This is a genomic window from Nonlabens xiamenensis (genome assembly GCF_003865345.1).
GTDB classification, from domain to species: domain Bacteria; phylum Bacteroidota; class Bacteroidia; order Flavobacteriales; family Flavobacteriaceae; genus Nonlabens; species Nonlabens xiamenensis.
The window spans coordinates 741789-764528 of sequence record NZ_RMVE01000002.1 but is presented as its reverse complement, the minus strand read 5'-3'; the positions used below and the strand labels follow the sequence as shown (position 1 = coordinate 764528).

General features: G+C 42.1%; 16 protein-coding genes. 6 read left to right on the top strand and 10 right to left on the bottom strand.

All coding sequences use genetic code 11. The features are described from left to right. The first annotated feature begins 44 nt into the window (after window positions 1–44). Together EGM47_RS08410 and EGM47_RS08405 are read left to right on the top strand one after the other, a co-directional pair. Entirely contained in the window at window positions 45–662 is a 618-nt protein-coding gene (locus EGM47_RS08410) for a C40 family peptidase (protein ID WP_164510847.1), read from the top strand. Between the two features lie 19 nt (window positions 663–681). Further along, window positions 682–2772, top strand: a complete 2091-nt coding sequence (locus EGM47_RS08405; protein WP_124980321.1) for a ComEC/Rec2 family competence protein — start codon at window positions 682–684, stop codon at window positions 2770–2772. Here the strand turns inward: EGM47_RS08405 and EGM47_RS08400 are convergent, their stop codons facing one another. From EGM47_RS08400 to EGM47_RS08385, 4 genes are all read right to left on the bottom strand, one after another. Next, window positions 2773–3306: a thioredoxin family protein gene (locus tag EGM47_RS08400; protein ID WP_124980320.1), complete on the bottom strand. Its 534-nt coding sequence runs from the start codon at window positions 3304–3306 to the stop codon at window positions 2773–2775. A gap of 77 nt (window positions 3307–3383) precedes the next feature. After that, a complete protein-coding gene (locus tag EGM47_RS08395) occupies window positions 3384–5597 on the bottom strand; it encodes a peptide MFS transporter (RefSeq protein ID WP_124980319.1) in 2214 nt (737 codons plus the stop codon). Between the two features lie 11 nt (window positions 5598–5608). Further along, window positions 5609–7414: a peptide MFS transporter gene (locus tag EGM47_RS08390; RefSeq protein WP_124980318.1), complete on the bottom strand. Its 1806-nt coding sequence runs from the start codon at window positions 7412–7414 to the stop codon at window positions 5609–5611. 29 nt (window positions 7415–7443) lie between these two features. Beyond that, window positions 7444–9597, bottom strand: a complete 2154-nt coding sequence (locus tag EGM47_RS08385) for a S9 family peptidase (protein WP_124980317.1) — start codon at window positions 9595–9597, stop codon at window positions 7444–7446. A 127-nt stretch (window positions 9598–9724) separates the two neighbouring features. On the opposite strand from EGM47_RS08385, the gene EGM47_RS08380 reads away from it, so the two are divergent. Beyond that, window positions 9725–11050 carry a hydroxymethylglutaryl-CoA reductase, degradative gene (locus EGM47_RS08380; protein WP_124980316.1) on the top strand — a complete coding sequence of 442 codons (1326 nt, stop codon included), beginning with the start codon at window positions 9725–9727 and terminating at the stop codon, window positions 11048–11050. A 239-nt stretch (window positions 11051–11289) separates the two neighbouring features. Here the strand turns inward: EGM47_RS08380 and EGM47_RS08375 are convergent, their stop codons facing one another. Then, window positions 11290–11886 carry a thioredoxin family protein gene (locus EGM47_RS08375; RefSeq protein ID WP_124980315.1) on the bottom strand — a complete coding sequence of 199 codons (597 nt, stop codon included), beginning with the start codon at window positions 11884–11886 and terminating at the stop codon, window positions 11290–11292. A 179-nt stretch (window positions 11887–12065) separates the two neighbouring features. Here EGM47_RS08375 and EGM47_RS08370 point away from each other — a divergent pair, with 179 nt between their 5' ends. Next, the gene (locus tag EGM47_RS08370; protein WP_124980314.1) at window positions 12066–12902 is read left to right on the top strand and encodes a hypothetical protein; all 837 of its coding nucleotides are present in this window, start codon (window positions 12066–12068) and stop codon (window positions 12900–12902) included. A 15-nt stretch (window positions 12903–12917) separates the two neighbouring features. On the opposite strand, the gene gpmI is transcribed toward EGM47_RS08370, so the two are convergent. From gpmI to EGM47_RS08350, 4 genes are all read right to left on the bottom strand, one after another. Beyond that, window positions 12918–14435: a 2,3-bisphosphoglycerate-independent phosphoglycerate mutase gene (gene gpmI / locus EGM47_RS08365; protein ID WP_124980313.1), complete on the bottom strand. Its 1518-nt coding sequence runs from the start codon at window positions 14433–14435 to the stop codon at window positions 12918–12920. 130 nt (window positions 14436–14565) lie between these two features. Next, window positions 14566–15795 (bottom strand): BaiN/RdsA family NAD(P)/FAD-dependent oxidoreductase, encoded by a 1230-nt coding sequence (locus EGM47_RS08360; RefSeq protein WP_124980312.1) that lies wholly within the window; start codon window positions 15793–15795, stop codon window positions 14566–14568. 145 nt (window positions 15796–15940) lie between these two features. Next, on the bottom strand, window positions 15941–17410 hold the full coding sequence (locus tag EGM47_RS08355) for an aldehyde dehydrogenase (protein ID WP_124980311.1): 1470 nt from the start codon (window positions 17408–17410) through the stop codon (window positions 15941–15943). Between the two features lie 82 nt (window positions 17411–17492). Beyond that, window positions 17493–20429 (bottom strand): GH92 family glycosyl hydrolase, encoded by a 2937-nt coding sequence (locus tag EGM47_RS08350; RefSeq protein WP_240642352.1) that lies wholly within the window; start codon window positions 20427–20429, stop codon window positions 17493–17495. Window positions 20430–20549: 120 nt separating this feature from the next. Here EGM47_RS08350 and EGM47_RS08345 point away from each other — a divergent pair, with 120 nt between their 5' ends. Both EGM47_RS08345 and EGM47_RS08340 read left to right on the top strand, forming a co-directional pair. Then, entirely contained in the window at window positions 20550–20912 is a 363-nt protein-coding gene (locus tag EGM47_RS08345) for a Na(+)-translocating NADH-quinone reductase subunit F (RefSeq protein ID WP_124980310.1), read from the top strand. 1 nt (window position 20913) lies between these two features. Continuing rightward, on the top strand, window positions 20914–21942 hold the full coding sequence (locus tag EGM47_RS08340) for an FAD:protein FMN transferase (protein WP_124980309.1): 1029 nt from the start codon (window positions 20914–20916) through the stop codon (window positions 21940–21942). 24 nt (window positions 21943–21966) lie between these two features. On the opposite strand, the gene EGM47_RS08335 is transcribed toward EGM47_RS08340, so the two are convergent. Then, window positions 21967–22737, bottom strand: coding sequence for a class I SAM-dependent methyltransferase (locus EGM47_RS08335; protein WP_124980308.1), 771 nt, complete (start codon window positions 22735–22737; stop codon window positions 21967–21969). Between the last annotated feature and the right edge of the window lie 3 nt (window positions 22738–22740).

Below are 22740 nucleotides of genomic sequence, written 5' to 3'. Positions count from 1 at the left end.
TCATAATTAAATAGCAAAGGATTCTTATCTATATGACTTTCTATATGCCTATCCGCTTCCGACAACTTTTTGGATTCCTATCAATCCTTACAGTAGCTCTTTTGTTGCTTTCATCTTGTGGAAGTTCGAAACCTAAAGTGATCACCACAAAAAAAGAGGCTGGAAAATATCAGAACTCAATTAAAACTTCTCCAGCGACCACCACTGATCGACCATATAGAAAAATTGAGGAAGAGCCATTGACAACGGATGATAATAGGCTGGGTACAACAAGCTCCACCGCTGTAGATATGGCAGTAGAAAAGGCTTTAGAATTTCAAGGAACGCGTTATAAATACGGAGGGACAACAGCCCGTGGTATGGACTGCAGCGGACTTATATGTACCGCATACGCTGCAGCAGGGAAACAAATGCCTAGAACCAGTGCTTCCATGTATGCTACGGCCGAAGAATTGAGCCTTGAGGAGGTGAGAAAAGGAGATTTTATATTTTTTGCAACCGGCAGAAATAAAAGGAAGGTCAACCATGTGGCATTGGTTACCCAAGTGACTCCAGCCGAAATCAGATTTATTCATTCAACCACCTCTAGAGGGGTTATAATATCCAGTCTCAATGAGCCTTATTGGTTAAATGCATTTATCAGTGCAGGAAGAATAGATTGATTTAAATTACCTTTAATCCATGCGCATCCATGGATATCCTTTATACCAACTTCTGCTATCGATGATTGCGGGCATTGTACTGGCTTATTTCAGGTCGGTGAATAGTGAAGTTCTATTGATTTCAATGATCGCGTGTTTTGTGTTGGCAGCGAGTTTATTATTTCTGGCCAATCGCAGCAAATGGGCGAATTTGATCTTTGGTTTCAGTGCACTCTGCTTTTTTTTCTTGTTGGGTCAATGGAGTTATCATTCCAAAACTGAACTACCAGATCAGCATTACCTTCATGCTCATGTGATGGGAGAGACGGCTTTACTGCAATTGGAGCTTACGGACAGGTTGGCTTCGAACGCTTATAACGATCGTTTTTATGCAGAAGTTTCTAGCGTAAATGAGAAAAAGACCTGCGGTAAAGTATTGGTGCTTTTTAAAAAGAAGGAAGCAGCGCATTTTGATCTCGGCGATCAGATCATCGCATGGGACGACATTCATGCAGTGAGCGATGCACGTAATCCTGGTGATTTCAAATATAAGGATTACCTGGCCAATATAGATGTGTATGGTCAAGTTTACCTAGATTTACCCCACGTCATTTCCTACCAATCTCGCGTAGAGGATCACTCGCCTTTATTAACTTTTCGCGAAAGCGTCCTTCAAAAATTGGAAAAAAGTTCCCTAAGTCAGGTTGCTGTAGGACTTGTCGAAGCACTTATTTTAGGCCAACGTCAACATGTAGATCCTGGCGTGGCTAAAAGCTTTAGGGATGCTGGAGTTATTCATATTTTGGCTTTGAGTGGTCTGCATGTAGGTATCCTATTGTTATTGCTCAAATTTCTGACCAGTGGATTGACCCGATTGCGTTATGGCCGATGGATACAAAGTATTTTAATTATTTCAGTACTGTGGCTATTTGCAATGTTGACTGGCCTTTCTCCGTCTATTCTAAGAGCGGTCACTATGTTTTCGGCGGTGGCGATTGGTATGAACATCAAGCGTAAGTCATCTGTGTTCCATAGCCTGGCTATTTCTGCATTTGTGCTGTTGGTATATGATCCACGCCTCCTTTTTCAAGTAGGGTTTCAATTGAGTTACACGGCTGTTATATCCATTGTTTTAATTCAGCCGGTCTTGGCTGGTTTATGGCGGGTAAACTTCAAGGGGGTTTTTGGCAAGCTGCACGCCTATTTATGGAATATTTGTACCGTAAGTTTGGCTGCACAGATTGGTGTGGCGCCCTTAGGTATTTATTATTTCCATCAGTTCCCAGGGTTATTTCTGATTTCCAATCTTTTTATACTTCCGCTTCTGCCTTTTATTCTCGTGGGGTGTTTATTATTGGTACTACTGTTGGTCATAGGATGGCCTAGCCATTGGTTGGAATTTGTTTTGGATCAACTGCTGTTATGGGTGGTTGGAATGGTAAATAGTATTAGTTCTGTGAGAACTTATGTTTTTCAAGATTTATACTTAAGTGCTTGGGAGCTGATTCTAATTTATCTGTTTGTTTTTGGCATTGTTTTGTTTTTGTTGCCATATTTCAAACGCAGTAGACGAGAACGTTTTTATCTTAAATCTCCTAATTGGATGATGCATGTTGCCTTATTGGCGTTGATACTGTGGATAGGAGGTAAGACCTATGAATTTGCAGTAGGCAGATCGAATGGAATAAGTGTACTACATCAAGCTAGAGGAACTGCTATTGCCTTATATGAGGGTAATCAAGCCATATTATTTACGGATTTACACCAGATGGATTCGCTACGGCGCGATCAAAGTATCAATCGGCTTAAGCAGGCCAGTTTTTTTGTGGGTAGAACAGTAAGTAGCAAGGGGCTGGAAAACCTTATCGGTTATCAGGGCAAGACCATTCTAGTTATTGACGAGTCAGCTGTTTATGATCCAGAAGGCATAGTAGATGTGGTGTTGTTGTCACATTCGCCTAGAATTAATTTGGCACGTGTGCTAAAAGAGCTGAAACCGACGCTGGTAATTGCAGATGCATCTAATTTCAAATATCTAGTTGACGTCTGGGAAGAAACTTGTCGGCAAAACGGAGTTGAGTTCCGCAACACCTATACCTCAGGTGCGGTCCCTCTTTTTGCCTCTGAATAATCATTCATCTCCTTGAAGCTTGTAGTCAAAATTACGTTGGTAATCGCTCCACTTTTTCCCAGTGTTGATGGTTTTATAGGTTTCGTCTGATAGCATGGTGATATAGATCTCCAGTTTTTTGGCATCCATTTTACCAGGCACAGGGTTGATAATACGTCCTGTTTCATCAAAAAATACCATGGTAGGATATTCGTAGATTTTTATAAACGCGGCAAATTGGTGTAAGGCGCGATCATCGTTTTTCTTGAAGGGATTGCTATAGATTTGACCTTTATAGTGAATGACTTCTGTACCTTCAGCGTTAAAATTGACTGGATAGTAGTTTTTATTGATATAGTCGGCAATATCCGCTTTCGCGAAAGCGTGCTTATCCATCCATTTGCAATTGGTACACCAGTCGGTATAGGTTTTCATCAGGATCTTGCGAGGTTCCTTCTTTTGAGCGGCAAGGGCTTCATCCATGGTCATCCAGTTGACCTGTGCATTAAGGGCACCAATTCCAAAAAAACACGCAATAAAAACGAATAATTTCATCGACAATAATTTAATAAGGACAAGAAAGCAAAAAACGCACCAAGCTGGTGCGTTTTAATGTTAAATTTAAGTGCCGTTTATCTAATACCGTGCATGAGTTTCTTGATGATGGGGGTCATTAAGAAAGACAGTGCGCTCATCGCAAATGAAATGATTGTGAGGTACCAGAAAAAGGTGCTCAAACCTTTTTCGTCTGAAACTGCTTCTGAGTACTCCCCAAATATACCCGCTAGCTTCATTCCGATAGCAACGGCGAGATACCAAACACCAAACATGACTGCAATCATCCTGCCTGGCACCAGTTTACTCACGTAGGAAAGGGCTACCGGTGATATACAAAGTTCGCCAAGCGTATGAAACAAGTAGACTAAGATAAGCCAGATGATGCTGACAGATGCAGTTTTTGCACCGGCCGGGATACCATCTGATCCTATGGCCACCGCCATCATACCTAAGCCCAATAGCAGCATCCCAATCGCATACTTGCCGTTTGCGGTAGGATTGTATTTGCTTTCCCACCATCTGGAAAATAGAGGTGCAAAGGCAATGATAAAGAGCGAGTTCAGGATATTAAACCAAGTGGCACCTATTTCTACCGCACTCTCTTTGGTTTTTACCGTTGCAGTAGTCATCACTTTTTCATTATTGCTGAATTTTAGGTCGTGGGTGATAAGCAGATCTTTTTGGTCACCTACTTTTAGACTTTTGTTTTCATCTCTAAGCACTAATTCTTTGGTTACCGTTTCGTTTTTACCATTAGTAAAAGTGAACAAGGCTACTTTGTTTTGAATACCCGCTCCAATTTTATCCCTTTCGGTAACACTGGTAATTGAGGCGGTAAATAGCTCACCCAAGGGCTCATTATCTTCATTATATAGGTATCCTGATTTAGAGGTGTTGGTTTGGTTGTTTTTATCAGCAGGATCGTACAAACTTACGTTTTCGTTATCAATGACTGGTATTTGTTCACCTGCTTTAAATTCTTGAAAGGTGACAATTTTAGCCTCCTTGGTATTCCCCACATTGTCTACATATTCAATGACGTATGAAGCGCTTTTATAATCATTATAAACCTTTAAAATCGCCAATCCCCAAATAATCACAAAACTAGCTCCTAAGATAATATTGGAGAGCGCATACTTTTTGAAAGTTCGCTTAAACAACTGCACTAAAACATAAGTAATGATACCAAGTGGAACAATAGTTATTAGGGCATCTACAATTTTAAATATGTCTCCCGATACACCTTCGAGTATACGATCAGTATAATCCCGGGCAAATAGATTGAGTGAGCCAGGTGCCTGTTCAAATATGGCCCAAAAGAATATTGTGATAAACGCAAAAAATACAATGGATATCATGCGATCTCTGACAATGGTCTCATACTTACTGATGCGCATCACCAGAAGAACGATAAATAATATTAGTCCTGTAAGAATGATAATATTATTACCATCTATACCGAACAAACTGAAATCATAGATATTGTATTCACCTTCAGTAATTTTACTGATTGGATCATTTAAGATCCAAGTAAGACCCAAGACTGCGGCAACTACAATCATCACCAACTGAATACTGGTGAAAGGATTGCGTTGTTCTCCTGGCTTTTGGAATTCATCTTTGCCTAATTCTAGTATATCCTGGCGTTCCTTTTTTGGTTGAAGTCCTACGTCACCAAAAATATTTTGGGCAAACCAGAATTGCAGAAGTCCGAATAACATAAAAATACCAGCTACTCCGAATCCCCAGGACCATCCAATTTTTTCACCTAACCAACCGCATAACATGATTCCGAAAAATGCTCCAGCATTAACTCCCATGTAGAAAATGGTGAAAGCTCCATCTTTTTTTTCGGGTACATCTTTATACATTTCTGATATGATGGAAGTCATGTTGGGTTTAAAGAAACCACTACCTACCACCAGTGCAAACAAGCCCAAATAGATAAAGAACGGAGTCTCTAGAGCCATAAATCCATGTCCAAAGGTCATGAGTAATGCCCCAACCACTACTGCCCATCGGAATCCAATAATATTATCAGCAAAATAACCACCCAGCATGGTAGATAGATACACCAAGGCTGTATAGGTCCCAAAAATGGCCAGCGCATGTTCTTTAGGCCAACCCCAACCTTGATCCAAAAGAGAGGCTGTAAAGAACAGCACCAATAAAACACGCATTCCATAGTAGGAAAATCGCTCCCACATCTCTGTAAAAAACAGAACAAATAGTCCTGCTGGATGACCCATCACTTTGGTGTCAAAGAAATTATTTTGGCTTGTTGTCATTTGCTATCAGTTTAGTTGATGTCTGTGTCGGCCAACTCGTAATTTTCCTGCTCTAGTTTTTCTACTTGCTTGTCCTCGGCACCATGAGTAAGCTTTTTCAGTTTTTTCAAGAAAAGAATGAGTAGTAATCCAAAGGCAACGGTAAAGATGACCAGCCACATAAAAGTTTTATATTCCTGCTCGCTTTGTTCTTCTTCCAGAACAAATGAAACACCGTAGTTCTTTCCATCCCCTCTGTTTTCAGTCACTTGCGCCGCATCGGCATCTTTTTCAAACTTCAACCGGGCATGATATGGATTCTCATTCGTAGCACCCTGATCTTTCAAAGTATTTAATAGTGCCTGTTTTCCTTCTCCAAGATCAAATAGGTTACCCAATTGACGTTCGCCTTCGTGCTCCTGGAACACCACTTTGTCATCCTGTATATAGACGTCAGACTGAATAGAGAAATTTTTGTCCAAATTAATCGGGTAATCAAAAACTTCTACAATTTCTTTTTGTTTGTTTTTAATCTCGATAGAATCACGTTGCATGAATGGGATCATCGCTTGCTTTTCCACCAATACTTTTCCATTATAAGGCTCAAGTTGAGCTGATTCCCCTATACTTCCAGCCAGTTTATTACCGAATCCAGTCGCTGCAAAATATACACCCATCATGATCGAAGCGTATTTTAATGGAGCAAGTTTAGTAATAAAGGAAAGAGCTACAGGTGAAGTACACAATTCACCAATCGTGTGAAACAAGTAAGCCAAGAACACCCAGATCATTGCTGCTTTTCCAAAAGCTTCAACACTGGCTTCTTGTGATGCAAACATCATAAAGACATAACCCAGTCCCATAATAATAGTACCTACGGCCATCTTAAAAATGGAGGAAGATTCCTTTCCAGATTTTCTCCACCAGGTCCAGAAACCTCCTATCAAAGTACCGAAAATAATGATGTAGCCCGCGTTGAGTGATTGGAATACTGCTGCTGGTATTTCTTGTAACCAACTCCATCCGGTAGATCTATCCACCTTGGCATCCGTATATAAATTCATAAGCCCTCCGGCTTGCTCAAAGGCTCCCCAGAAAACCACAACGATCAAAAATGAAATCAAGAGTACAATCACTCGGTCCTTTTCAATTTTGGTCAATGGTCTCTTGGCGGCAGCTTTCTCAGCTTCTGTGGCACTTGTGCCTCCTGAGAATTCGCCGACTCCTTTTAGGTATTTTTGCCCCCAAACAAAAACCAATTGCCCCAGTAACATCCCTATTCCTGCCAGGCCAAAACCATAATGCCACCCATAGTAATAGGCCACTAAGCCAACAGAGATACTTGCCAGGAAAGCGCCTATATTTATTCCAATATAAAAGATGGTAAATCCATTGTCTCTTCTTGGATCACCCTCGTTATACAAGCCTCCGACCATGGTGGAAATATTTGGTTTTAGGCCACCAACGCCAAGAATAATCAATAAAAGACCTGTAAAGAAAGCCCAACTGGTAGGCACTGCCAGAATACCATGCCCCAGACAAAGTAAAACACCTCCCAGCATTACTGTTTTCTTCTGTCCTAAAAACTTATCTGCAATCCAACCACCTGGAATCGAAGCTACATAAACTAACATTGTATACCAACCATAAAGCCAAACAGCATCCTTATTACTCCATCCCAATCCAGGATCTATAGCAGTTGCACTGGTGGCTATGTAAAGCACCAGAATACCACGCATCCCGTAATAGGAAAATCGCTCCCACATTTCGGTAAAAAACAGGATAAATAGTCCTGCTGGATGTCCGAAGATTTCTTTTCTTGCTGTGATTGTTGACATAATTTTTTTCTAAAAATGAATGAGTTGAATTATAACTTTTCTTTGATGAAATCTGTCATCATATTAAATAAATGAATCCTGGTATAACCACCGTAGATGCCGTGGTTTTTGTCTGGATAGATCGCCCAGTCAAATTGTTTATTGGCTTGTACCAGAGCTTCAATCATCAGCATGGTATTTTGCACATGTACGTTATCATCCGCACTACCGTGAATTAAAAGGTAATTGCCTTTAAGCTTATCCACATGATTGATGGGGCTGTTTTCATCGTAGCCGCTTGGGTTCTCTTGTGGAGTTGTCATGTATCGCTCAGTATAGATGGTGTCGTAAAATCTCCAGTTGGTCACTGGTGCAACGGCAATTGCTGTACTGAAAGTATCATTACCTTTTAAGATACAGTTCGAACTCATAAATCCGCCGTAGCTCCATCCCCATATACCAATTCTATCCTTATCAATATCTTTACGCATCCCTAATTTCTTAGCAGCTGCGATCTGGTCTTCTACTTCGTATTTACCCAATTCTTTTTGGGTGATTTTCTTAAAGTCGGCTCCTTTATATCCTGTACCTCTTCCATCTACACATACAATGATATAACCTTCATTAGCAAGCATACTGTGCCAAAAATCATTGGCTCCGTACCAAGAATTGGATACCTGTTGCGATCCAGGTCCGCTGTATTGGAACATCAGCAGTGGATATTGCTGGTTGGGGTCGTAATCCAATGGCTTCATCATCCACATGTTCAGATCATTTCCATTAATGTCGATGGTTGAAAACTCTTTTTTGGACCACTGGTAATTCTGTAGTTTGAGTTTTAGGTCGTTATTGTTTAGTATTTCCCTTTCAATATTCCCATCCTTGGCGCGTCTTAAAGTGTACACTGGAGGCTCGGTTGCACTAGAAAAACTGTTGATAAAATAGGTGAAGTTTTTACTGAAATCAGCGCTATTGGTACCGATTTGAGAAGAGAGTTTTCTTTTAGACTTCCCTTTTAGCGAAATGGAATAGATACCTCTGTTGATCGAGCCGTCTTCTGTACTTTGGAAAAAGATGCGTTTACTTTTAGGGTCGTAGCCATAATAGGCAGTTACGTCCCAGTCTCCACTGGTGATTTGTCTTTTCTCTCTGCCATCGGCATCATACAAATAAATATGACGGCGGTTGTCTTTTTCACTGGTCCATAAAAAACTACCATCCTTTAAAAAAGTCAAGTCGTCTGTCACATCTACATAGGCATTATCTTTTTCGGTAAATGCGATGGCTGCTGTACCGTCCGGCTGAATGTTATAGAAATCCAGGAGGTTTTGATGTCTGTTCAACACTTGAGCTGTTAGTTGGCCTTTAGGAGAGTAATTAATGCGCGCGATGTAGAATTCCTGATCGCGGTTCAGATCAACCTGTTGTCTGGCACCTGTTTTTAAATTAAACAAGTGCAGGTTGACTACAGCGTTTGCCTCACCAGCTTTTGGGTACTTGAATACAGTCTGTGTCTGATATAATTCTTTTCCATAAACATCCATAGAAAATTCTGGAACCGCACTTTCGTCAAAGGATAAAAAAGCAATTTGCTCTCCATTAGGGCTCCACTCATAGGCTTTCACAAAAGCAAATTCCTCTTCATATACCCAATCGGTCACACCGTTGATCAGTTTGTTGATCACACCATCATTGGTGGCCTGAACGACTTCCAGGGTATTCAGGTCTTTATAGTAAAGATTGTTATCTAGGACAAAAGCAACTTTGGAGGCATCGGGAGAAAAAGATGGACTTCTCACCAAACCGTCATATAGCAAGGAAAGTTGTTTAGAATTCAGGTCATAGACATACACCTTTTCATAAGCACTACGCCTAAAGATAGATTCTCTCTCGGTAATAATCAGCATCTTGCTCTCGTCATCGCTCAGGGTATAATCTTTAATGGGCAATTCAATCTCCTTACTGCTGACCAAGGTTGCTGTTTTCTCACCGGTGAGATAGCTGTATTTATCGATGCTTTGCGATCGGTCCCTATTAGAATTAAGCACGAGGTATTCGGTACCGTTGTTGAGTGAAGCAAGAGATTGAAGTCTTTGGGTGCGGAAACTCCCCTTGTAGATATCTTCAACACTGATGTTATTTTGGGCTATAATTGATTGGCCTACAAATAGAAAAGCCAATAAAAGCGTGCATTTTTTTATCATTTATTAATTTTAATTCCGTTGGATGTCAATTTTACTAAAAATATCCCAATAAAGCTACGCTTTACAGGAATATCACTGCGGATGTAGAAGTCCGTGTCTGATCGTATATTTGCCACAAAGCCGCAGCATGAACACACCCGTTTCCGGATTTTCCAAACTTTCTAAATCCCAAAAAATTGATTGGTTGCTTTCCCGACACCTCAATGAAAGTGAAACTGCCAGGGAAGTTATTACCCGATACTGGAATCAGGATGTCCCATTGCAGGAATTGCACGACGGGTTCAGTGAAAACACCATTACCAACTACTACCTTCCCTATGGTTTGGCTCCCAATTTTCTGATTGATGGTGAGTTGGTCACCATTCCAATGGCGATTGAAGAGAGTAGTGTAGTGGCGGCAGCTAGTAAAGCGGCAAAATTTTGGTTGAACCGTGGAGGTTTTAAAACAGAAGTCTTGGGTACCTTGAAATCGGGTCAGGTGCATTTGAATTTTGAAGGCTTGAATAGCGAGATGGAAGCATTTTTCGCTTTCGCGAAAGCGTCATTGTTACAGTCACTAGAATCTATAAATGCCTCTATGAAAAAGAGAGGAGGCGGAATTCAGGACTTGCGTTTGGTCGATAAAACCAAAGACCTCAAAGGCTACTATCAACTACATGCGACTTTTGAAACCAACGATGCGATGGGGGCCAACTTTATCAATACCTCTTTGGAACAGCTGGCCATGACTTTGAGACTAAAAGCAAGCGAATTTAAAGGATTTAGTACTGATCGTCCTGAAGTCGTAATGAGTATCCTAAGCAATTATGTGCCTGAATGCCGGGTAAAAGTCAGTGTGTCCTGCTCACTGGATGAGATCGGTGAAGTAAATGGTGTGACGGGAAGAGAATTTGCCGAAAAGTTTGTGCGTGCCGTCAATATCGCTGGCATTGAACCACTGCGTGCTGTTACACATAATAAAGGAATAATGAATGGTATTGACGCTGTGGTTATTGCTACAGGGAATGATTTTAGAGCAGTTGAGGCTGGTGTGCACGCTTATGCAGCACGGGATGGTAAATACCGAAGTTTGACCAATGCACGTATCGAAGAGCATAATTTTGTTTTTGAGGCAGAATTTCCGCTGGCATTGGGAACAGTTGGTGGGTTAACTTCCTTGCATCCACTATCAAAATTGGCCATGCAGATATTAGGACAACCCAGTGCAGAAAAGTTAATGCGTGTCACTGCCGTTGCTGGACTTGCGCAAAATTTTGCAGCCCTACATTCTTTGGTGACCACCGGAATTCAGGCTGGTCATATGAAAATGCACTTGGTCAACATGCTGGAGCAAATCGGCGCTAATGATGAAGAGAAAGCCCAACTCAAAAAGGATTTTGAGGACAAAACGCCTAGTTTTTCTGGACTAAAAGAAAGCTTGGCTCAACTGAGAATTGCTGCAGATCAAAGTTGATCAACTTAAATTTCACTGGCTGTTCAAACACTATTATCCTAAATTCATATTAAAGGAAAGACTGCTGTCTTAAGTGGCCATCTCGAGGTCCAAAGTCTTTACTTGATAGAAGATTCTGATCAAAAATGTTGGCTAAATGATTAGCGTTGGCTACTATTGAAAACAACAGACTACTCCCCTTTAATTTTCATCTTATATCGCAGATGCGTAGAGGGTTCGTTAATTTTGGATCGGATGGTTTACTGTTGATAGGAATGTTTGTAATCTCCTCCAGTAACTATTTTCAAAACATCCTTTTCTAAGGATTCTCTGGCATATTCAACGTATCTGCCCAGCTCTTTACCGTCCCGATAGAAAATGAATGTAGGAACTCTGTTTAGGTCATAACCATCAACAAGTTCTTCTGGTCGTGTTTTGGAACGGTCCACTGTAATCATCGTGAGCTTGTCATAATCATAGTCAGCCGCATCCAATATTTTGTAAAAACGAGGTGTTTCACGTTTGGAATCTCCACACCATGTTCCCATATAAGCACGTATCTCAACATCTTCAAGAGCAGGTTTCAATTCCTCTAGGGTTTCTGAATCTGGAGTATAATTATTGTAGCCGACTTCAAACCAAGCGTCAAAGGGAGCTTGCATGAAGGCTGCTTTATTAGCTCTTCCAGAAAGATTGCCAGAAGCATCTTTGTTTACCGTAATAGGGGTAGTAGGTGTTTGAGCTGGCTCTGGAGATGTTGTCATAGGTGTTGACGCATCCGTAGATTTACTGGCCGATTGCTGCGATGCACAAGAGGCCAATAGAGCCATTGAGATAATGATAAGGATCTTTTTCATAATCATAAAAATACACATTTTAGGAAGATTTGTATCAACCTCAACTTGGTTTTTCCATAGGAATCACCTATACCTATGACTTCGTTGAAGTGCATATATAATAGATGATATGCATTTTATGACGATATTATGGCATAATTAATGCAAAAATTAGTAATATTGTTTTTAAAATATCGTTGATGGTCCGATATATTTCGTTTTTAATTTTTCTTACGATACCTTTTTGCCTATTTGCTCAGGTAGGTATCAATACTGATAATCCCCTGGATGGAACTTCCTTACATATTGAAGGAAATGATGCGGGAATACTGATCAATCGCGTTAGCCTGACCGGAAAGGATGATACCACGACGGTACCTGGCCTAGCAGCTGCCCAGGAGGGCTTGATGGTCTACAATACGGTCACCACCAATAGAACTGATAAGACTCAGAATGTTTTTCCTGGTTTCTACTATTGGACGGGAACGCTTTGGGAATCGGTAGAAAGAGGGGGTATAAAACGTACAGGTTGGGTATCATTGAGTGATGGTGATTTAAATTTGAATCTCACAGGTATATCCGCTGCAGCCGCGGCAAATCCCTTAAACTTTACTCACCTACTTTTGGATTTTAACAATGATCCGAGCGACGGCTCTATCTCTAGTTATGCGCCTACTGGCTACAACGCTTTTGATTTCTTTGATGATACTTCTCACACGATACAAGCGCTAGAGTTAGGAGACTCTGCCCAGTTGAGGTTTCAATGCAACGCTGTTCCAGCAGAAAATAATAGTTATTTAATCTTAGCCATCGATATTGGTACTGCAGCATCTCCTATTATCATTTATCAGAAAACCATTCCTTTATTGAGGGGTTCAGGACAAAACAATCGAATCAGTGAATCGATCTTGTTATTCCAATTAGGAACCTTTCTGGCCAATGGAGCAAAAATTAGAATTGCGTATAACCAAGGTAACGGAAATGCAGGTGGTTCAGTATCGTTGTCAAATTTTGGACTGGTGCTGCAACGGTTCTAAGCATTCAGCAGAAGGCTAATTGACGAGTGCTTTTTGTGTCATCTCTACAGGTTGCTTCAAGCCCATTAACTTTAAAATGGTAGGAGCAATATCTCCTAAAATACCATCTTTGATATCCGTAATCTCTGAATCTATTAAAATCATAGGAACAGGATTGGTCGTATGGGCTGTGTTAACGGACCCATCTGCATTGAGCATCACCTCACAGTTACCGTGATCTGCAATGACTAGCACACTGTAATGATGAGCAACGGCTGCATCAATCACCTGGCTAGCTGCATGGTCTACCGCTTCACAAGCAGCGATCGCCGCTTCCATCGATCCAGTATGACCTACCATATCTGGATTGGCAAAGTTTAAACAAACAAAATCGGCACTTTCCTGTTCGATTTCCGGAACAATCTTTTGGGAAACACAATCGATAGACATTTCTGGTTGTAAATCATAAGTGGCTACTTTGGGCGAATTACACATCAATCGTTTTTCACCTTCAAAAGGCTCCTCCTGCCCACCATTAAAAAAGAAAGTGACGTGTGGGTACTTTTCCGTTTCTGCGATGCGAATTTGTTTTTTGCCAGCTTTGGATAATACTTCACCCAGGGTGTTTTTGAGATTGTCTTTTTCAAAAATCACCTTTATACCTTTATAACTCTCGTCATATTTGGTCATGGTTACGTAATAAAGTTCCAAGGCCTTGCTTCCCACCTCTGTATAATCTTGTTGAGATAACATTTGGGTGAGTTCGCGCCCACGATCGGTGCGATAATTGAAAAAGATCACCACATCGCCTTCATCCAGTGTGCCTACTGGTTCTGCTCCGTTGAGCACCACGATAGGCTCAATAAATTCATCCGTTGTGCCGGAGGCATAGTTTTCCTTAATCGCTTCAACTGCGTCATGCGTGGGTGCTCCCAATCCATGGACGATCACATCATAAGCTTTTTTTACGCGTTCCCAACGCTGGTCTCTGTCCATCGCAAAATATCTTCCGGTCACCGTAGCGATTTGGGCATGGGTGCCATTGATGTGCTGTTGTAGATTGGCCAAATGACCTGCGCCAGACTTTGGATCTACATCGCGGCCATCGGTAAAGGCGTGAATGAATACATCTTCCACACCAGCCTCTTCGGCTGCATCTAGCAGGGCTTTTAGGTGGTCGATGTGGGCGTGCACTCCGCCGTCAGAAACCAAGCCCAGAAAATGTACCTTTCTGGAGTTCGCTTTCGCGAAAGCGAAGGCATCTACCAATACTTGCTCATGAGCCAATTCATTGTCGCGAATGGATTTGTTGATTTTTGCCAAATCCTGATAGACGATCCGTCCTGCTCCCAAATTCATATGTCCTACCTCGCTATTTCCCATTTGGCCATCAGGCAGACCTACATGAGCGCCATCTGTTCGTAACGTGGCATGCGGATACTTCTCGCATAATGCGTCGATATAAGGCGTCTGGGCCTGTGCAATAGCACTTACCTTTGGGTCCTGGGTAATTCCCCAGCCATCAAGGATCATCAAAATCGTCTTTTTATTCACTGATCTGGTTTTGCCCTAAATTTACGATATTGACAAGCCAAGCTTCAATTTTTTGAAATCCAATCGGCAAATTTTCTACGAAAGCGTTTGAGATCTTTGCCAATGCTGGAATTGATTTAGAGAAAAAACTTCAAGTCATTTGGGATTTGGAAGCGATGGCCTGGGCAATGAGCCAACCTCCTGTCCAGGCATTCTGAAAGTTAAAACCGCCTGTAATAGCATCTATATTCAACACTTCTCCCGCCAGATAAAGGTTTTCTTGCTTGCGCGAAGCAAATGTCTTAAAATCAATTTCCTTTAGATCCACTCCGCCAGCGGTTACAAATTCTTCCTTGAAGGTACTTTTTCCTTCGATGGGAAAACTGCTGGCGGTTAATAAACTGGCCAATTGTTCTAGTTCGTTGTTACTGCAATCCTTCCAGTTTTTTTCACTGTCCAATTGGCTAGCAACCAAATATTGCCATAATCGTTTGGGCAAATCAAAAGGATGGGCGTTACCTAAATTCTTTTTGGTGGTCTGTCTCATGCCAAGTAATTGTTCCAGGCATTCCTCATGATTAATATACCCCAGCCAATTGATCACCAGATCAAATTTGTAGTTGATATCATTCAATTCACGAGCTCCCCAGGCGCTCATTTTTAAAACGGCTGGACCTGAAAATCCCCAATGCGTGATTAATAAAGGTCCTTCTGATTCCAATCCCAGCGCAAGGATTTCAATCCTGGCCTCTACCGCAATTCCGGCCAGGGACTTTATGGATGCATCCAGGCTGTTGAAGGTAAATAAGGAAGGCACAGCATCGACAATATTGTGGCCCTGTTGCTGCATGAGTTTCCATATCTTGGGACTGCTTCCTGCGGTTACGACCAGTTCTCTACTGGTATACGATTGAGTTGTTGTATTTACCTGCCAATGTTGATCAACTCTGGAAATTGCAGTTACGTTTTCACTGGTTTTGATCTGAATGTCCAGGGCAGCTGCTGTATCGAGAAAACAATCAACAATGGTTTGGGAAGAATTGCTACTGGGGAACATACGTCCATCTGTTTCAATTTTAAGTTCGACACCATGTTCCTCAAACCAGTTCACGGTATCCCCAGTCATGAATTTATGAAAAGGTCCCAGCAGTTCTTTCTGGCCCCGCGGATAATTATCGGTCAGCGATTTTGGCTCAAACTCTGCGTGGGTGACATTGCATCTTCCTCCCCCTGAGATACGAACCTTCTGCAAGGTTTGCTTGCCGCGTTCCAGAATGACAATGGAAAGCTTAGGGCATTGCTCTGCCAGGTTAATGGCTGTAAAAAAACCTGCAGCGCCACCACCGATAATTATGACATCAAAATGTTCAGGTTGTCTCAAAAGGCATTAGGTTTAAATGACCAAGTCTGGGTCATTAAGCGCTGACAAAGTTAAATGATCTCAAGCTATACTTAGCATAGATATGCTATCAGTTCTAGACCATACAGCTGATGGAATGTTCTGAATATCAACTGGGCCTTTTTGATCAATATTCAATACAGACATTTTTGGGTTCTGTAAAAAATTCCAGGGCATTGAATCCTCCTTCCCTTCCGACACCACTGTTTTTGACACCGCCAAAAGGCGTACGCAAATCCCTGTTGAGCCATGTGTTTACCCAAACAATACCAGCTTCAAGTTTGTCGGTCAGTCGCATTGTACGGGAAAGATCGTTGGTCCATAAACTGGCGCTTAAACCATATTGAGTTCCATTGGCCAGCTCCAGCGCGTGCGCCTCATTCTTAAATGGCATCAAGGTTACCACGGGTCCAAAAATCTCCTCCTGGTTCAACCGACAATAATTGGAATTCACCTCAATGACGGTAGGCTGCAGATAAAATCCGTTTTCATGTCCTTGAACTACCTGACGTTTACCACCGCATAAAATGTTATAGGCGTCGACACTTGAGGCATTGTCATGGGCTGGGTTGTTTTTCGCTTCCGCGAAATAAGTTTCTATTTTATCTCGGTGGGCAGCGCTGACCACTGCGCCCACTTGTGTGTCCGGATGATCTGGCGGGCCTATTCTCAATTCCTGAACGCGTTTGACGAAATCGGCTTTGAACTTTTCATAGAGGGATTGCTCCACTAAAATCCTGCTACCACAAAGACAAATTTGTCCTTGATTGGCAAAAGAAGAGCGTACCGTGGTGTCCATCATTTTGTCATAATCACAATCGGCAAAGATGATGTTTGGGTTTTTTCCACCTAATTCCAATGACAATTTTTTAAACATTGGGGCAGCCGTAGCCGCAATATGTGCGCCTGTGCTGGTCCCGCCGGTAAAGCTGATGGCCTTGATTCCAGGATGAGCAACAATGGCTTGTCCACAACTGCCTCCCAATCCGTGAACAATATTTAAAACACCTGGTGGCAACCCAGCTTTTTTAACGATATCTCCCAAAAGATAGGCCGTCAACGGAGTCACCTCGCTGGGTTTAGCGACCACACAATTTCCAGCGGCAAGTGCAGGAGCAATTTTCCAGGTAAAAAGGTAAAGTGGCAGGTTCCAGGGAGAAATACAGCCTACTACGCCCAAGGGTTTGCGTAAGGTGTAATTGATTGTGTTTTTTCCCGTAGTTTCATGCGTTTTGGTAGCAAATTGGGTGATGGCGTGTCCAAAAAACCTAAAATTTGACGAGGCTCTAGGGATATCTATACGTCGGGCCAATGATAAGGGTTTGCCGTTGTCCTTGGATTCTGCCGCTGCCAATTCCTCTAGAGATTCATCAATCAGATCGGCAATTTTCAACATGATTTTAGATCGTTGTTCAACTGTGGTTACCGACCAGGACTCAAATGCAGCCACTGCAGCCTGATAGGCTTTTTCGACATCGTCAGCTCCAGAATTAGGAATCTCGCCATAAACTTGTCCAATGGCCGGGTTTACATTCTCCAGCCAAAGTCCGCTCAACGGAATACATTCCTGATTATCAATAAAGTTTTTGATGTCCATTTGTCAATGCTCTTAGTTCTTATTTGTTTTATCATGTGAATGCGCACTCAACCTATCGGTATCTAGCCCTTCATCAGATCAATTACTCAATACTGATTTCGTCCACAAATATCCAGGCATCTCCATCGTAGGGATGACCCAGGTGCCAATCCGGCAATTTACCATAGTTCTGTGCGTGCATTGTCACATATCTGATGTTGTCAGCGTGGACATCAATACTGAGATCATATATATCAGAGATTTCGAGCTGACCAGTTTCTGGTAGTGTTCTTGTGATTTGTTTGACTTCTTTTTTGTTTTGATCCAAAAGCCTAAAAGTCACTTTTTTCGGATAGAAAATCCAGCTGCGTTGATCCTTCAAAAAACTAGTGTTGATGGAAGAAATATTTTTCGAGCTTCCTAAATCCACGGTCACCACCACGTCTTCTTTTTGTGTGCCTTGCCAGGAGCCGGATCTAAAATCCTTTGTTCCCTTCATTCCGTCTATCAAGGCATTATTGCCTCCTGCACTGTATTCATTGGCAAATGTACTCTCCACAACGATACTTTTATTTTTATCGTATTTATAGAATTTTGTCGTGATCACAGGGCTTTTTTGGGTTCCTCTTTGCGCGTAGGTATGTAAGTTTTTTGCTTCCGAGATTTCCAAAGGCTGGACGTAAGGTTGAAAACCAGTGTCATCAAAGGCATAGAAAATCTGCGCATCTGCTTGATGGCTCTCCAAAACAATCTGCGTCGAACTTGAAAATGATATATCACCATTTTTAATATAGGGCGAGGTGGTAATCAAATGCTCTGAAATCCTGCTCGTGGGTCTTCCTGCTATGGACTGCGCCCAATTCGTAGGGGAAGTACTCATGTTAAATTGAATGGTGCCAGATTGAGTCAGTAGATCGTGAGAAATATAGGAGGTGTTGATTGGTTGAAAATCTGTTGCTCCTGCAGATTTATATTTCATTCCTGCCACATAAATCCCTTCCCCTTTCTTAATAATCTTCACCTGTTTTCCATTTTCCAGATTCATGGTGACTTTATCAAACAAAGGAGTGCCAATAATGTAGGTGTTGCTAGCAGGCGTAACAGGATAAAATCCTAAAGCACTAAAAATGTACCAGGCACTCATCTGCCCGCAGTCCTCATTTCCTGAAATCCCGTCCGGTGAATTTTGGTAAAGACTGGTCATAATTTGATGGACTTTTTCTTGGGTTTTGTGCGGTTTGCCTACATAATTATAAAGGTAGGCCATATGGTGACTGGGCTCATTTCCATGGGCGTACTGGCCGATAAGACCTGTGATATCTGCTTGATGGCGGCCAGAGGTTTGCATGGGAGCAGCAAACAGATTGTCAAGATGGTTTTCATAGGTCATAGGACCTCCCATGAAATCTATATGTCCATTGATATCTTGAGGCGCGTATAAACTGTACTGCCATGCGTTAGCCTCCGTATAGTTAAAGTTGACTTCTTCTGGTTGAAAAGGAGCAAACCAGGTGTTGCAATATCTACCCTGTAGGAATCCAGTGGATGGATTGTACAGGTTTTTATAGTTTTGGGCACGTTGGACGTACTGCTTGTATTCCTCTTGCTTGCCCATGGCTTTGGCCATTTGTGCGATGGTCCAGTCGTCATAGGCGTATTCAAGGGTCTTGGAAACTGATTCACTTTCCATTTCCACAGGAATGTACCCCATTTGTTTATAGCTTCTTAATCCCAGATGATCCTGAGAAGCACTGTGCTTCATTGCCTCAAAGGCTTTTTCTTCATCGTATTGACTGATACCTTTAAGATAGGCATCGGCAATAATTGGTACTCCGTGGTAGCCAATCATGCAGCCCGTATAATTAGCACTCAAATCCCAAATCGGTAGTATACCACCTTCTTCATACTTATCAACCATGGTCTGTATAAAGTCATTGCTGCGTTCACGCTCGATAATTGTATATAGAGGATGAGCAGCCCTGTAAGTGTCCCACATAGAAAATACGGTGTAGTAGCGATGGTCTGTTGCCTTGTGGATATTCATGTCCATTCCTCTGTACCTGCCATCCACGTCTTGGTATAAGTTTGGAGCAAGCATACTGTGGTAAAGCGCCGTATAAAAATTGATCTTATACTCCTTTGACGAGTCTTCTACCTGGATTTTTGACAATTGGTTTTCCCATGTCGTTGTAGCTGCAGCTTTAATCTGCTCAAAACTTCGTTCTCCTATCTCGGATTCCAAATTCCTTTTGGCGCCTGCAATGTCTACCGCACTGATGCCTACTTTGATAACAACAGGTTCGTTGAGGGGATTATCCAATTGCAATGGGTATACTTGGTCTGCACTGTCTGCTGCATTGTTTCGGATGGGATGAGACAATTTGATATAAAAAAATAAGCGCTGGTCTGTAGCCCAGGCTTTTGAAAACCGCTTACCGCTGATTGTGGTCGATGACTCCAGATTCATCTCATAATCAGTCAACTCATCCCGATGCGCCAAATCCAGTATCACATATTGATGATCTCTAGAAGGGAATCTGTATTCGTGAATACCTGCTCGCTCTGTGGTTGTCAGACGCACGTCGATTTGACTGTCTTCCAAATGAACTTGATAGTAACCTGGGCTTGCCAACTCTTTGTTGTGTGAAAAACGAGATGCATAACCTGGATTTCCATCAGCGCCATTGTTGGTATAGGCGCTGTCAGTGGGCATTAATAGAATATCACCATAATCAATAACTCCTGTCCCGCTGAGGTGTGTATGGGAAAATCCGTAAATACGTTCATCGCTGTAGTGATAACCGCTGCAGCCATCCCAACCTTCTAATCGGGTGTCAGGGCTTAATTGGACCATCCCGAATGGCAAAGTCGCACCTGGATAGGTATGGCCATGACCGCCAGTTCCTATAAATGGATTCACGTAAGAGGTTAAGGGTCGATCATCCGCACTGGTTTGATCCATGAGTTTGTGCTGGTCACCACAGCCTAAAAAACAAATGCAAATTAGACCGGCAATTAGATAATTAATTTTTTGATCCATAAGAATTCCTTCGGTCTAAAGATAACAAATGCACGGCCTATACTGTATTTCCAACAACGGATTTACCGCCTGGATCGCAGGTATAAGTCTTTTCCCAGCCAATACTGCTATCTTTGCGCCATGTTAACACCACTATCGGATCAAGAGTTGCATCATCTGGCTATGAATATCGTAGGGAGCGAGATGGAAGAGTTGGGGTTTGAGTTTTTGAGCATCAATTCCAAACCCAAAAAGGATCCCCAGTTTGTAGCCCTGAAGGATAAAAAACTGCATTTTGTAGTTGTGCGTGCGGTTCGATATCCAGACAATCCAGTACATTATGATGAAGACCTGGTGAATAAGGTTCGTGACCACGGTATCAAGTTCAAAGCCCGAACCTATTATGCTGGTGTAGGTTTGGCCAATTCAAAAAATTATGAAATGCCAGTTCATCATGAGGATGACTATGTGGTTAATTTTGCCGGATTGATCGAAATCAAATAATATGAGGTATTTATTAGTGTTCTGTGTGTTGTTTTTAGGATGCAAGGAAAAAACCAAAAACCTTCCTGAGGCCCAAAATTTTCAGGGCAATGCGATTGGAACAACTTACTCCATTAAGCTATTTGCAGATCAATCAGTGGAATTAAATTCTAAGGTGGATAGTATCATTGATATGTTCAATGCCTCGATGAGTACCTGGCAGAAGAATTCGCTGATCAATCGCATTAATGCCGGTGAGGATAGCGTCTTGGTAGGTCGTCCTTTTCAACAAGTATTTGATCAAGCCCAGGAAATATACCGCAAGACTGATGGTTATTTTGATCCTACTGTAGGCAATCTGGTCAATGCTTATGGTTTTGGAGCGCAAGGTGAGCAGGATCAAATTCCTTCTAGACAAAAAGTGGATAGCCTGTTGGAATACGTTGGTTTTCATAAGATGGAACTCCAGGCTTCATCTGTTGCTGATTCATTTTATTTAAAGTCCTCGAAAAAAGGAATGTACCTGGAATTCAATGCCATTGCCAAAGGAACGCTGGTTGACCATATCGCTGGTTTGTTGGACAATCTGGGGGTAGAAAATTATTTGGTGGAAGTAGGAGGAGAGGTCGTTACCAAGGGTAAAAACCTGGATCGAGGCGGTGCCTGGGCGATTGGGATAGATGATCCAAAACTGGTGCCCGGTGAACGCAGATACATTACCGTTGTAGCTTTTTCTGATAAAGCTATGGCCGGTAGTGGGAACTACAGAAAGTTCAAGGTAGATTCGGAGACGGGCCAGGAATATGTGCATACCGTAAACCCGCTGACCGGTCTGGCAGAACCCAGTAATGTGTTGGCTGTCAATGTAATTGCTGATAACTGTACGCTAGCCGATGGATATGCTACAGCCTTTATGGCCATGCCATTGGAGAAATCAAGAGTACTGCTAAAAAACCTTCCTGAATTGGAAGTGGTGATCATGTACCTGGATGAAAACGGTATGCTAAAATTTGAGTCTACTCCCGGGTTTCAATCTTATGTCACGCGTTGAAAAAACATATTTGCCTCCAACGCTTCAAATAACTTTTTTGACCACTGGGATCAGCTCGCCCGGTGCTAATCGGTAGCGATCTACCAATTTGGCGCCTAATTCACTGGTGTAATCAACCGCGTCTACATGGAACCCTACGCGATCCAACTTGTCAAAATAATCCATACCATACACCCTAACGTGATCATATTGACCAAATATCTGGGCGCGTTCAACTGGATCTGTGATGCTGGGATCTTCAAATGTCTCCTCCCGATCTGCATCCAGCGGAATTTGGAGAATCGCCGTCCCACCTGGTTTGAGTACGCGGTAGATTTCTACCATCGCTTTTTGGTCATCAGGGATATGTTCCAGCACATGGTTGCAGAGAATGAAGTCAAACTCATTATCAGCAAAGGGCAACGCGCAAATATCCGCCTTTACATCGGCTAGCGGAGAATTTAAGTCTGTCGTGGTATAAGTAATATTTTTGCTTTCGCGAAAGCGATGATAAAAACATTGTTCTGGTGCAAAGTGCAATAATTTCTGGGAGCGGGTAAAGAGATCTGTTTGCTGCTTCAGATATAACCAAAGCAAACGGTGTCTTTCCAATGAAAGTGTGGAGGGCGACAATACATTGTCACGCATTTGTCCATAGCCATAAGGCAAGAAGCTTTTAAACTCTTTACCGTCAATCGGATCCTGATAGCGATCACCTTTATACCACCATGCCAGTAACGGCCTGACTAAATAACTCAACTGGATCAGCCATGGCCGCGGGATAAGGTTCAATATGTATTTGAATAGCTTTTTCACCCT